10 protein-coding genes, 7 tRNA genes and 1 pseudogene are annotated in these 12,659 nt (G+C 42.3%); 2 read left to right on the top strand and 16 right to left on the bottom strand.

Going from position 1 to position 12,659, the window contains the following annotated elements; all coding sequences use genetic code 11:
- Nucleotides 1-53: 53 nt before the first annotated feature.
- Nucleotides 54-1,439, bottom strand: a complete 1,386-nt coding sequence (locus LU279_RS03450) for an MATE family efflux transporter (RefSeq protein WP_274421180.1) — start codon at nt 1,437-1,439, stop codon at nt 54-56.
- A 111-nt stretch (nt 1,440-1,550) separates the two neighbouring features.
- Between LU279_RS03450 and LU279_RS13590 the strand changes: the two are divergent.
- Together LU279_RS13590 and LU279_RS03445 are read left to right on the top strand one after the other, a co-directional pair.
- Nucleotides 1,551-1,652: pseudogene (locus LU279_RS13590) on the top strand (YdcP family protein); the annotation flags it as partial.
- Between the two features lie 116 nt (nt 1,653-1,768).
- Entirely contained in the window at nt 1,769-2,407 is a 639-nt protein-coding gene (locus LU279_RS03445; RefSeq protein ID WP_274421179.1) for an alpha/beta fold hydrolase, read from the top strand.
- Nucleotides 2,408-2,775: 368 nt separating this feature from the next.
- Here the strand turns inward: LU279_RS03445 and LU279_RS03440 are convergent.
- The 15 genes from LU279_RS03440 to LU279_RS03370 form a co-directional block, all read right to left on the bottom strand.
- Nucleotides 2,776-2,861: transfer RNA gene (locus tag LU279_RS03440), tRNA-Leu, on the bottom strand.
- A gap of 26 nt (nt 2,862-2,887) precedes the next feature.
- Nucleotides 2,888-2,960: transfer RNA gene (locus LU279_RS03435), tRNA-Val, on the bottom strand.
- A gap of 6 nt (nt 2,961-2,966) precedes the next feature.
- A tRNA-Asp gene (locus LU279_RS03430) sits at nt 2,967-3,040 on the bottom strand.
- Between the two features lie 12 nt (nt 3,041-3,052).
- A tRNA-Ile gene (locus LU279_RS03425) sits at nt 3,053-3,126 on the bottom strand.
- A 4-nt stretch (nt 3,127-3,130) separates the two neighbouring features.
- Nucleotides 3,131-3,203, bottom strand: a tRNA-Thr gene (locus tag LU279_RS03420).
- Nucleotides 3,204-3,279: 76 nt separating this feature from the next.
- Nucleotides 3,280-3,351: transfer RNA gene (locus tag LU279_RS03415), tRNA-Glu, on the bottom strand.
- A 167-nt stretch (nt 3,352-3,518) separates the two neighbouring features.
- Nucleotides 3,519-4,301, bottom strand: coding sequence for a hypothetical protein (locus LU279_RS03410; protein WP_274421178.1), 783 nt, complete (start codon nt 4,299-4,301; stop codon nt 3,519-3,521).
- Nucleotides 4,288-5,640: a hypothetical protein gene (locus tag LU279_RS03405; protein WP_274421177.1), complete on the bottom strand. Its 1,353-nt coding sequence runs from the start codon at nt 5,638-5,640 to the stop codon at nt 4,288-4,290. The genes LU279_RS03410 and LU279_RS03405 overlap by 14 nt, the downstream gene beginning before the upstream one ends.
- Complete coding sequence (locus tag LU279_RS03400) at nt 5,637-6,305, bottom strand: ABC transporter ATP-binding protein (RefSeq protein ID WP_274421176.1); 669 nt, start codon at nt 6,303-6,305, stop codon at nt 5,637-5,639. The genes LU279_RS03405 and LU279_RS03400 overlap by 4 nt, the downstream gene beginning before the upstream one ends.
- On the bottom strand, nt 6,283-7,011 hold the full coding sequence (locus tag LU279_RS03395; protein ID WP_274421175.1) for an ABC transporter permease: 729 nt from the start codon (nt 7,009-7,011) through the stop codon (nt 6,283-6,285). The genes LU279_RS03400 and LU279_RS03395 overlap by 23 nt, the downstream gene beginning before the upstream one ends.
- A gap of 1 nt (nt 7,012) precedes the next feature.
- Nucleotides 7,013-7,900: a hypothetical protein gene (locus tag LU279_RS03390; RefSeq protein WP_274421173.1), complete on the bottom strand. Its 888-nt coding sequence runs from the start codon at nt 7,898-7,900 to the stop codon at nt 7,013-7,015.
- A 29-nt stretch (nt 7,901-7,929) separates the two neighbouring features.
- Nucleotides 7,930-9,504, bottom strand: a complete 1,575-nt coding sequence (locus LU279_RS03385; protein WP_274421172.1) for a DUF6034 family protein — start codon at nt 9,502-9,504, stop codon at nt 7,930-7,932.
- A gap of 81 nt (nt 9,505-9,585) precedes the next feature.
- Nucleotides 9,586-11,037: a sensor histidine kinase gene (locus LU279_RS03380; protein ID WP_274421171.1), complete on the bottom strand. Its 1,452-nt coding sequence runs from the start codon at nt 11,035-11,037 to the stop codon at nt 9,586-9,588.
- The gene (locus LU279_RS03375) at nt 11,034-11,699 is read right to left on the bottom strand and encodes a response regulator transcription factor (RefSeq protein ID WP_274421170.1); all 666 of its coding nucleotides are present in this window, start codon (nt 11,697-11,699) and stop codon (nt 11,034-11,036) included. Before LU279_RS03375 ends, LU279_RS03380 begins: the two co-directional genes overlap by 4 nt.
- 606 nt (nt 11,700-12,305) lie before the next feature.
- Nucleotides 12,306-12,378, bottom strand: a tRNA-Asn gene (locus LU279_RS03370).
- Nucleotides 12,379-12,659 lie beyond the last annotated feature (281 nt).

The raw sequence follows: 12,659 nt of genomic DNA, 5'->3' as shown, positions 1-12,659 counted from the left end.
CAGATGGCTGTCTTATAAACCAGCCGCCTGGAGGTAAAATCATACATGATCAATTATTTAATAGTCTTTTTTTCTTTCTGCTTCATCTCTGTCATAACCTTTCGGAACTGGAAGAAGAACAGAACTCCTGTAAATGTAATAGCAAGAACATCTGCTACCGGCTCTGCCATATAAACTGCCATTGTTTTATCTCCGGAAAGAACATTCGGCATGATATAGATTAACGGGATAAGAAGGATAAACTTTCTCATTACCGCAACCAGAATCGATGATTTTGCATTTCCCAGTGCTCCAAAGGTAATCTGACATGCCATCTGAATACCAAACAGACACACAACAGCCATATAAATCCTAAGCGCTCTCTGTGTAAATTCTGCCAGCGCTGCATCTGAAGTAAACATTCCTACAAACATCTGCGGGAAAAGCATAACAACTGCCCAGAACAAGGTTGCATAGAACATACTGCATTTTAAAAGCAGAATAAAGGCTTTTTTTACACGTACTCTGTTTCCTGCTCCATAGTTATAGCTGATGATCGGCTGTGCGCCCTGTCCCAGTCCCTGAAGAGGCAGCATTGCAAACTGCATGACACTGGTAAGGATCGTCATTGCTCCTACCGCAATATCTCCGCCGTATTTTAACAGAGAAGAGTTAAAGCACACGGAAATCACACTTTCACTTGCCTGCATGATGAATACAGAAAGGCCAAGAGCAAGGCAGGGAAGAATGATTTCTTTTTTTATGCGCATATTGTTCTTTTTCAGCTTGAGTACTGTCTTTTTTCCAAAAAGGAAAAACAGAACCCAGATACAGGAAAGCGCCTGAGAAAGAATCGTTGCCAAAGCAGCTCCTCTTACTCCCATATGGAAACCAAAGATCAGGATCGGGTCAAGGATAATATTCGTGACTGCCCCAAGAAGTACGGAAAGCATTCCCGTTTTTGCGAATCCCTGCGCAGTAATAAACATATTCATCCCCAGTGTAATCTGTACAAAAATAGTTCCTATTGCGTAGATGTTCATGTAAGAAACAGCATATTCAATGGTGTTTTCGCTGGCTCCAAATGCCATAAGAAACTCACGGTTCCAGATAAGAAGCACTGCTGTCAGAATCACAGAAATTACAATCTGTGTAAAAAAACAGTTTCCAAGGATTTTTTCTGCAGTATTATGGTCTTTTTTTCCCATGTAGATCGTTGCTCTCGGCGCGCCGCCGTTTCCTACCAGAGCCGCAAATGCAGATACGATCATAATAATGGGCATACATACGCCTACACCGGTAAGAGCCAGCGCTCCGTCTCCCGGAATATGCCCTATGTAAATTCTGTCTACAATATTGTAAAGCATGTTGATGATCTGTGCCGCCACTGTGGGAAGCGCCAGCTTCATCAGAAGCTTTCCTATCGGTTCTGTCCCCAGAAAGCTTTTGTCATCATTCATTTTAAACATCCTTTCTGTAATATAATTTTATATTCCTCTCAGATACTGCTGAACAGTATAACGCAAATCCCGCACTTTTACAAGAAAGAAAACCGGTCCGGATATTCCATAGTATCAGTAAAAACTTTTGGTGGCGCAGATGTGGACTGATATGTAAAGGCAAAGGATATTGTGGTGAAAAATAAAGACAATCAGAACGCAGGCATCCTATAGAACCATGCACTGCAGAAACAGCCGGATAAATAAGTCCGCCATATAAATTTTCATTGTAGCCGAGATGTGAAACCTGCTATAATAAATGGTATATCAAAACGCAGGAGTGAAACAAAATGAAATATATCTTACTACATGGACTGGGGCAGACTTCTTCCAGTTGGAATAAAACATTAGACGTAATGAGTGATAAATGGGATATATTGTGTCCTAATCTTGCAGACTGGCTATATTATGAATCCCCCTGCTATGAAACTTTATATAAATCGTTGGAAAGGTACTGTGAACAGTTCAACGAGCCGCTAACGCTGTGTGGATTGTCTTTAGGTGGTATTCTTGCTATGCAATACAGTATCGAACATTCAGAAAAGGTACATTCTTTAGTGTTGATTGGAACACAGTATTCAATGCCAAAAAAATTACTAAAAATGCAAAATATCATGTTTCACTTTATGCCTGGATCAATATTTTCAAAAATGGGTTTTCAGAAATCAGATTTTATCAGCTTATGCAAGTCTATGACTGATTTAGATTTTACCCATAATCTGAAAGATATTTGTTGTCGTGTATTGATTATATGTGGGGAAAAAGATAAACCGAATAAATCAGCGTCCCTACAACTGAAAAATTTAATACCATACGCAAAGATTACGATTATATCCGGAGCAGGACATGAAGTAAATATAGACACTCCTATTCAATTGGGAAATGAATTAAATGATTTTTTCAATAGTTCTCATAAGAACGAAAAGTAAAAAGCAAAGTAATCTAAAAACTGTAATGCCTGCAAATACACCGTTGCAATGGTTCGCTGCATTGCTTCTACTGCCTATGACGGAAAAATCTCACAACCATCAGTCAGCTATGGGGCATAGCAAATCAGATACCACAATCCATTATTTAAGAAATATCTACAAAGACAAGAATTTAATGTCAGTCTTTAAAAATCTGGGACTTTCTAAAAAAAGTGTTCAGTGGTGTTCAAAGTACACTTGTACAAAAAGAAAGAAAAAAACAATCAGTTTCATGAAGGATATTCTGGATCTATAAAAGTGTAATCAGACTTTTGACAGCAAAAAAAGAGAAACGCTGTAAATTCAACGTTTCTCTCACTTTTTAATACTGCCGCAGACCGGAATCGAACCGGTACGGGTATCACTACCCACGGGATTTTAAGTCCCGGGCGTCTGCCAGTTCCGCCACTGCGGCATACATTATAAAATGATAAAAATATATGGGGCCTATAGGGCTCGAACCTATGACCCTCTGCTTGTAAGGCAGATGCTCTCCCAGCTGAGCTAAGACCCCATAAAACGACCCAGAAGAGACTCGAACTCTCGACCTCCGCCGTGACAGGGCGGCGCTCTAACCAACTGAGCCACTGGGCCAAAAAACATAAATGGACCTTCGGGGACTCGAACCCAGGACCGACCGGTTATGAGCCGGTTGCTCTAACCAACTGAGCTAAAGGTCCAAAAAGCCGATGATCGGACTCGAACCGATAACCTGCTGATTACAAATCAGCTGCTCTGCCAATTGAGCCACATCGGCGTGTAATACTACTAAAAACATTATACACCAAATGTCGGAATCAAGTCAAAGAAAATCACATTTTATATTTTTTAAATGACTCCAAGGGGATTTGAACCCCTGTTACCGCCGTGAAAGGGCGGTGTCTTAACCGCTTGACCATGGAGCCTTATTTTTCGCTGTAATCATTTTTACTGACCTCAGCGAAAATTATAATACCATACTTGTTTTTATTTTGCAAGAGGAAATTTATATTTTTTTTAATTTTTTTTGCGGGTATTTTTTCCGCCCGTAAATATCCCCTTTTTATCCGGTAAGATTTCTGTCTGCCAGCTTCTACTGTTTCCTTTCCAGATCTGCAAATGCGGCTGACGCTTTTTCAAAGTTCTCTTTTCCCTGAACGGTAAGCAATGCTTTGCTGCAGGAAAAAGACCTGTTCTCCAGCATCCGCCGTCCCTGCCCATAATCCATATAAATTCCATCCGAAGGCGACATCAACCGCGCGGCAACATAACAGTCCCGCCATTTCGTTTCTTTCTGTTCAGAGCCATCCTGCCCGGATATTGTATCTGCTGCCGGATCTGTACCCTTTTCAGCTTTTTCTGCGTCTTCTCCCTGAGAAATGTTTCTTATTACGGAAGGCCCGCCCTCATCTGCCATTCTGTACTGCAGGTATTTTTCATTCCCCTCCCAGAATTTCTGAAGTTCCTTTTTGGAAATCCTGCGTCCGTTTCCATCTGTCATAGAAGAAAGTACGTTTTTCCCAATCAACAGAACCAGTGTGTTTCCAACCTGTATTTTATCCGGTCCTTTTCCTTTCATATGGATTTCTACAAGATCTGCTGCCTGAAATACAGTATTCATTGTATACTCCCCCAACTTCAGCTCTACAGGAATCTCCTGCACCGGAGTAAAGGAAACCAGCCCCTCTATCTTTCGCACTTCTTTCAGTAATTCCTGATCATATGCCGCTTTCCCAAGGGAAACAATCTCCTGATATTCTCTGTGTTCTGCCGGAATCCCTGCTATCAGCCGGACCATCAGATACAGAATACCTGCTGCCATCGCTGCGCCCGTCACAGTCAGCGGCCAGAAATGTCTCCTTTTACCTGTTCTCACCGGCTGCCTCCCTTCGAGCCTCCTCCAGAAGTATTCTCTGCTTTCTGTTTCTTATGACAAGTCCCATAATAGTCAGAAGCATTCCTGCACCAGCAACAACAAAAACCGAATACCACCAGGAATTTGCCTTTGGGGGCGTATCTATTTTCAGACTCTGTATTTCCAGCTTATTGATCTGCGTCTGATATTCTGATGCTTCCTGATAAACATTCCCCTGCAAATCCTCATAAAACAGCGTAAGTTTGGCACTTACCTTTCCATACATTTCACTTTCATCTGTTCCCTCATCCTGACCTGGCGCTTTCATGGTACGGGTTCCTACATAAATACGCATATTTCCTTCAGTCATGGTTCCGGCATCCATATTCCCGGCAAAAATTTCCTCTTTCGGGAACAGTCCCTGCCCTTCCAACACCACACGCACATTATAAATACCGGTTCTGCTGAGATTCTGTACCCGGACTGCCAGATCTATAGTATCTGTAGAATATACAGATGCAGGGATTCCTTCACAGTCAAGAACTGCCGACACAGGCTGCGCCACCCGAATCTCAATACTTTCTGTACCTGTTGCCGCTTTCCCTTTCACATCTTCATATTCAAAAGAAACCGTTACCGGAACAGGACCGTCCTTAGCATCCTTTGTAATGCTTACCTTACTGTTAAGAGTAATTTCACCTCCCGGATTTACACTGGAAAAATAAAAGGATTTCTTCTCAAACTGTATGTATGGCGATTCTGTACCAAAGGACACTTTCAGATTATAAATTCCCTGACTGCCGCTCCTGTTTTTTAACACCAGTTCCACATCTGCCTGGCTGCCTGCATTCAGAGCTTTATCTGAAAGATTAAAGCTTTCCAGAAGGAGCCTGGGCTGACGGATCAGTTCTTCTTTCTGTTCCGCAGTCATTTCTCCCCCTCCGGAATATCCTCCCACAGCAGCGTCACCTGGATCCTCAGGTACAGAACCATCCCCGAAAAGATCCTCCGAACCATTTGTGTAAATATTCAGGTTTTCAATATTCATGGACATTCCCGGTGTGGGAGCAGGCGTAATACCCGGAGTCACACTGGGTTCTGGTGATACAGAAGGCTCCGGTACATCAGTAGGAACCGGAACTATTGTGATCTCCGGCTCATCAGGCTCCACACCTTGTTCTGAGCCGTTTTTCTCTGTTTCATCCACTAATAATTCTGCACCATACACTGTCTGGCTGCCGGAACCGATCACACCACCTGTCTGTGTTGTCCCGATATCTCCGTTTCCCTGCAGGCACAGAGCTTCACCAAGAATCACTGCAGACAGCAATATCACTGTTTTTCTTATATTCCTTTTCATTCCGTCGTTCCTCGTTCCCTTAAAATTCCTCCGTCCATCTCAAAAACCCGGTCACAGAGAATCCTGATATCTTCTGCATTGTGACTTGCCAGAAGAATACTTTTCCCTTCCTTTTTTAGTTCCAGAAGTATTTTTCGTATCTCTTCTACTCCGTGTTTATCCAGACCGTTAAACGGCTCATCCAGGATCAGAAGATCCGGATCCTCCATGATTGCCTGAGCAATTCCCAGACGCTGCCGCATACCCAGGGAATATTTTGCCACAGATTTTTTCAGGTCAGGATTCAGACCCACCTTTTTCAGTACAAGCCTGATCTGAGCAGACGTGATCCGGTGGTTCATATCTGCCAGAATCTCAAGGTTCCGAAATCCTGTCATATTGGTAAGAAAACCCGGACTCTCAATGATCACGCCCAAACTTTTCGGAAAATCTGCATCTTTTCCAATCTCCTGTCCCTGCACCCGGATCACTCCTGAAGTTACTGGCAAAAATCCGCAGATACACTTCATCAGAACTGTTTTTCCTGAGCCATTATTCCCCACAATACCGCAGACCTCTCCTTTTCTCAGAATAAGATCTGCCTCCTTCAGCACACAGTCTTCTCCAAAATATTTTGTCACCTTTACAACCTGGATCACCTGCTCAGATTTCACTAACTCTGTCATACAGAAGCCCTCCATGAAGTACCATTGCAACCCCAAGAAAAATAAAAAGAAACAGCCATAATCCCATACTGTTTTCTCCCCATTTCGCAGAACCTTCAATCCACTGAGGCGGATACAGCCACAATGCATTTTCAAAGTATCTGTCCCTTAATATCACGCAGAAATAATAGGACACAAAGGGCAGTCCAAAGGCCAGATACACGGAGCCTGTCAAAGTTCCACAGATTCCTCCAAAAGTGCTGATAATACCTCCCAGTATCCCACAGCGAAAAAGAATCGAGGTAAGCTCTCTCACAGAATTCCATGGGAATTTTCCCTGTTCCTCCAAAGGAAAAAACACTGAAAAATAGATAAAAAACATCAGAAGCCCTGCCAGAAATACTGCCAGAAATCCTCCCAGAGCCACTGTAAACACTTTGCTCTCCACATAAACCCGCCTTCCTGTTCTCGGAAGCGCAGATTTCAGGAATCCGCCCTGACGTTCCAAAAGAAAAGAATCGCTCCAGGGAAGAACTGATGCCAGAGGAAGCAGAAAAATCATTGCCTGAGATTTCAGCGCCTCTGTTTCCATACTCACAAATTTTCCTGTGTCCAGAAGTCCTTCTATTTTGGGATAGGATGCGCCAAAAATAATTCCTGCCATCGCCACTGCCAGTCCCATCCAGAATCCTTTTCCCAGGAACATTCTTCTGATCTCACTGCCCATCTCAATCCTTTTCTCCTAAAAAAACAAAGTGATAATATTTCAGCCTTCTTCCGCAAAACCAGACCAGAAATCCCAGCAGAATCAGAAACATCAGGCAGGACTGCCATACTGTCGGGAGACGGTCATATCCAAAATTGTGCCTGCCATAAGAGGCATGGCTTAAAGGGCTGATCCATCCGATCAGCACATTTACCCGGAACATCTCATATTCTTCAAAGCCCAGCAGAACCCGAAGTACTTTAGGCTCCAGAAGAAATCCGTAAAGGCAGAACAGAAGTCCTGCTGCCAGTCCACGGTTTTTCCCAGGAAAAAGATTACCTGCCAGTACAATAAAACTCAGGCAGAGAATATAAAGAAACAACAGGAGAATCACCTGTGCTGTACATCCGTAAGGCGTAACACTTTCCATTACCTTTACCGTAGAGGGAACATTTAAGTCCTCACCCAGCTTGGAATAGGCAAGCATAGCCGCTGTATCGCTCCAGATATTTCCCGGATAGCCCACTTTTGCACATAGGATCATGGTTGCTCCCAGCATAAAAACCGTATAAATTCCTGACACAGCCGACACATAAAAAAGCTGTCCGAAAAGCCAGCGTTTTTTTGTGGTACGGCACAGATAATACGGCGTAATAGCACTTAATACCGGCAGGTCTGAAAACAAAAGCAAAAGAAGTACAGAACTTAAAAGAATTGCCGTTGTATCTCCAAAGGTCCACAGAAACGGTTCCAGCATCTGAACCGGAGACTTATATGCCTGTATCACAGGCATGATCCGGCTACTTAGCAGAAAACAGAGAATAAAACCCAGCAAAAATGTCAGTATCACTTTGGGCTTTTTGTAAAATCCCATAAAATTGTACCGGATAACCGCTCTGATCTGGCTCATTCTCTGCTCTGTTCTCCTTCTGCAGTTCTTTAATATCCAAGTTCTCTGTCAATCACGCTGCCGTCTATGGCATTGATGGTAAGATGGCTGCATTTTTTATCATAATTGCCAAAGGTTTCCGGCGCTCCCTGTGACTTCTGTTCTTCTGTATACATCCCCTCAAAATTTCCAAAGAAATCCCATACCGGAACCAGAACCCCGGATCTGCTGTCTGTGGAAGGCTCATAAATTCGACTGTATCCAAAAGTGATCCTGTCAATATGATAGTTTCTGCCATCTTCATAATTTAATGTATCTGCATTTTGTATCAGCATCATTTTTTCATAAATATCCATGATCTCATCAAAAGATTTTAGATTTACACGCTCTGTTTTTACCTCCCCAATATCATACTGATTTATAAATTCCACCTGGTCGATCCCATCTTCCGTCACATAAAAATTCAGTCTTTCATAATCCCAGGTTTCCATTTCACTATCCATGTCCTCTAAAGCTCCGCCGTAGGAATTTGTGTATGTAACGGGAATACCGTCCAGCTTCCTTGTGTAATACAGCATATAACCGGTGTCATGAATATGAATATCATTATTTTCCGGACTGTTTACCTGATATGTACAAAGTCCGTATTCCCAGTCTGCAAGCTCCATATCCGGGATCTGAAGAGCCGCCACCTTCTCATCCGCAAGAGCCTTTGCCTCCTCAAAGGATATGCCGATGTCAGTCTTCAGTTCCTCTTCTGTCGGAAGTGATTCTGCCAGATGAATATCATTGTTTGCTGAAAAATCATCATAACTGTTCCAGAAAAATAATGCATCTGCCTGCTCACTTTGTTCATATTTTTTATTATTTTCAATTTTTACAGACATGGGCGTGCTTCCGGAAGACTTCAGAATATAGCGAAATGGAGTTCCGTCTTCTGTCACTGCCACTCCAATAAAATTGTCATCCATTACATAGGTTCCACCCATCCCATCCGATGTTTCAAGTCCGAACTGAGGCTTCACCTCCTCCAATACTCTCTCCTCCGGAGCAGTTTCATATTCCTGCTCCAGATTTTCAATTACCTCATAAATATCCAGATTATAATTTCCGTTTTCATCTTTTCCCCATCCGTTAGGGTCCATATTTCCTTCTGCAAGATATCCCTTCCAGGTGGTGAGCTCTTTCAGAACCTGTTGTTTTGTTCTGCTAAAATAACTGGAACTGGTATAAATCTTGGCATCCTTAAAAAAAGCATTTGTAATAAGATCTATTTCCGCCTGGTCAAAAGGATGCTGACTGACTGCAATGGCAGAAGCCTTTTCCGCCTCAGGAATTTCTACCACTGCGTTTGTGTCAATCTTCAGCTTTCCGGTCTCATCTGTTACCGTACTCTGATAGGTTTCCGGAGCGCCTACCATATCTCGAATGGTAGCTTTATCTGCCTTCACTGTTTCTTCGGCATTTGCCTGAGTTTCAGGTATTTCTGCCTCTTCATAATTTTTTTCACTTGCCTCTTTTCCCTTCATTTTCACAAGAGAATCTTCCGGAGTTTCTGCACATCCGGTCAGTAATACAGTGCTTATCATCATCCCCAGGATCAATGCCAGCGTTTTTCTTTTCATACGATCTCCTCTCTTAATGTCTGACTATGCAGTTCCTGCTACAGTCATCACTGATTTTATTGTTTTGCTGATATCAGAATATCACAGAGTATTCTGTCGGATATCCCCCAGATTGTAACTGTTCTGTAACCGCTGAAAAATAACAGAAGTACCTGTCCCCTCTCTGCTTTTGATTATAAGCCGCGCTCCGTGAAGCTCGGCAATTTCCTTACAGAGAGCCAGTCCCAGTCCTGCCCCTCCAAAGCTTCGTGATCGTGATTTATCCACCATATAAAATGCCTCTGTAACACGATTCAGTTCCTCTTCCGGAATCCCCTGACCCTGATCTTTTACAGTAATTCCCTGTTCGTCTGCTTTCATAAAAATTTTTCCACCATTCTCAGAGGCTTTGTACGCGTTATCCACAAGATTCACCAAAAAGCTGACCATCATATCCTGATCCATTTCCCAGGATAAGTCCTCTGGAATACACTCTGTTTCCAGGCAGATGTTTTTTTCACTGAGCTTAAATTTCATCAGCTGTCTTACATTTTCCAAAAGATCTCTTACCTGGCATTTTTCAAAATCCACTACCTGTTCTTTTTCTTCATAAAGCTCTGTCAGCTCCAGCATTTTTACAGACAATCTGGACAGTCTCCTGCATTCACGTCCTATATAAGTCAGAGCCTGCTCCCTTCTTCTGTCGCTTAAACGAACGGTCAGAAGAGTATCTGCATATCCCATGATCGCAGTCATCGGGGTTTTCAGTTCATGAGCAAGACTTCCCAGCATCCTTCTCTGAGTTTCATTTGTATTTGTAAGAGCCTCTATATTTTCCTGAACTGTCGTTGCCATATGATTAAAGCTTTTTGCAAGCTGTCCGATCTCATCTTTTCTGCTGTCATCAATACGCACCTGATAATTTCCCTCTGAAATAGCTGCAGCTGCATCTTTCAGCAAAAGGAGAGGACGTATCGTATAGGCAAGACTTCTGTACAGAATCCCTCCTGCCAGAAGTAAAAGAACAAGAGTCATCATCAGTCCCTTTACAAAAAGTCTTGCCGTACGATCATAAATTTCCGTGATATCATTATAATAAACAATTGTATAAGGATTTCCTATGTACAGTTCCGAACTCATAAAGACCAGGAGCCTCTTATCCTCTACTTTCTGTACAGGAAAAATATCTCCCTCTGTTTTCTCGTGCAAATTTTCCCACATTTCTTTATAATTAAACTCATAAGAACTGACATTATACAAACATTCCCCCTTATAAAACAAAGCCCCGCTACTTCCAAAAACCTCCCGGAAAACACTGATCAATTCCAAACGTATTACGTCTGTCTTCGTATCCCCCATATGAGAAATCACTCCTGTACTATCCAGTTTCGTGTTCATTTCCCTCAATTTGTTCCTATACACGATTTCTTCATTTTCCCGCCAGTCATTTACAGTCTGCTGCTGAGATTCATACAGGAAATATATAAGTGTGGCCTGAGAAATGATCATTACCGCCAACAGCGCCTGAAGAAAAATTTTGCGAAAAAGCTTCACTCGTCCACCTCCAGTCTATATCCTATCGTGGGTATTGTTCTTATTACATTTCCCCATCCCAGTTTTTTTCGGATACGTCCTACATGGGCATCTACGGTACGGGTTTCTCCCTCAAACTCCATTCCCCACAGTGTCCCAAGAATCTGCTTTCTTGTAAGAGCTTTGTTTTTGTGCCTCACAAACAACAAAAGACATTCATATTCCATAGGCTTCAGGTAAATCTCCTGGCCGTCCTTTGTTACGGTCCGTTTTTCTGTGTCAATTACCACATCATAAATCTGAATCCGACTGTTTATTCTTCCGTTTCTCTCCAGAACTTTTTCTATCCTCACCAGTAGTTCCAGCATTTCAAAAGGCTTCACAAGATAATCCTCAGCTCCTTCTTTCAGCCCCCGTACCTTATTCTGTACCTCGCCTCTGGCAGTGAGAAAGATTACCGGAATCCCATGGGCTTTCAGTTCCGGAAGCAGAGCAAATCCATCCTTTCCCGGAAGCATCACATCCAAAAGGGCACAATCATAATCGTCTTTTTCTGAAAGACTTTTACTAACCTCGTTTCCATCAAAAAAAGCAGTTACCTGATATCCTGTTACCTCCAGATTCATACAGATCAGATCATTAATTGCCTCTTCATCTTCTATTACCAGAATATGCGCACTCATATCTCTTCCTCCCCTGATATCTTCTATCCTTATTATTGCACTCATTCTATCATTGTGGTGTAACTATTTTGTAAATATATGGCATAATCCTCTGACAACAGTAAAGACACCGCCTTTTTGCCACAATAACATGGGTTCGCTCCTTATCCCGTAAATGCATTGAAAAATTTAATCATCCTGGTTTAAATGACGTGATTACATTGATATACAGGAAGCATTTTAAATACAAAAAATCAGTACCGTTGTCTGGTACTGGCTACATTTTCACCGGATGTTCCATTTCCGGTTCTGTTTATATCTAAATATAAATTATAAATGGGTAAATACAGAATTTCTCACAATAGAATCCATAATGTAAGGATATAGAAAAATCTTAAATTTCTGGATGTGAATCTTGCAAATACAGATCAATAAAAATTTTATTCTATTTTTCACTTATTCTGCACGATACGATGATATTTCAGAAGTTCCCTGCAAATACCCATACTCACAACATGAATATTTCATTTCCAGAACTTCTCCTGCAGCAAAAGAACATCGCTTCTTTAATGAATAAATTTGTATGACAAAAACTCCGTAAACGTTACTATTTACGGAGTTTTGAACCTCCCCCTGTTGGACTCGAACCAACGACACTGCGGTTAACAGCCGCATGCTCTACCGACTGAGCTAAGGAGGAATAGAAAGTATTGCACTTTCAAAACTACATACATGTTGACATTGGAATCTATTTAACCTTGCTTATGCTCGATCGCGGTCACCTCATGACTCCGTCATTCGGTGCCTTTTGCTTTGCAAATGTCCAATCCAGTTAAGAACCACTCCTTCACAAGCAAGCCTGCTCCGTCCTGCTTCTTTCCTGTCTTGACCGCTTTCTCGCTTTTTGGTCAAGCCCTCGACCTATTAGTAGCAGTCAGCTCCATACGTTACCGCACTTCCACCTCTGCCCTATCTACCTCG

The organism is Blautia sp. XA-2221, assembly GCF_028767025.1.
Lineage (GTDB): Bacteria > Bacillota > Clostridia > Lachnospirales > Lachnospiraceae > Blautia_A.
This window is presented reverse-complemented; position numbering and strand designations above follow the sequence as displayed.